Consider the following 202-nt stretch of genomic DNA (forward strand, 5'->3'; position numbering starts at 1 on the left):
TTAATAAAAATTCCAAACACATTTGAATATTACAGCAATAAATATCAAAGTATAATATTCAACTTTAAAGCCATCTTTTTCGCCGTTTCCAGTTATTTGTTTAGCAACTAATACTGAAATGGCCGAAAAAAAATCCCCAGTGGGGAAACGCTTGGCAACGTCCTACTCTCCCAGGACCCTGCGGTCCAAGTACCATCGGCGC

The organism is Paenibacillus dauci (genome assembly GCF_000971985.1).
In the GTDB taxonomy this organism is placed as follows: Bacteria; Bacillota; Bacilli; order Paenibacillales; family Paenibacillaceae; genus Saccharibacillus; species Saccharibacillus dauci.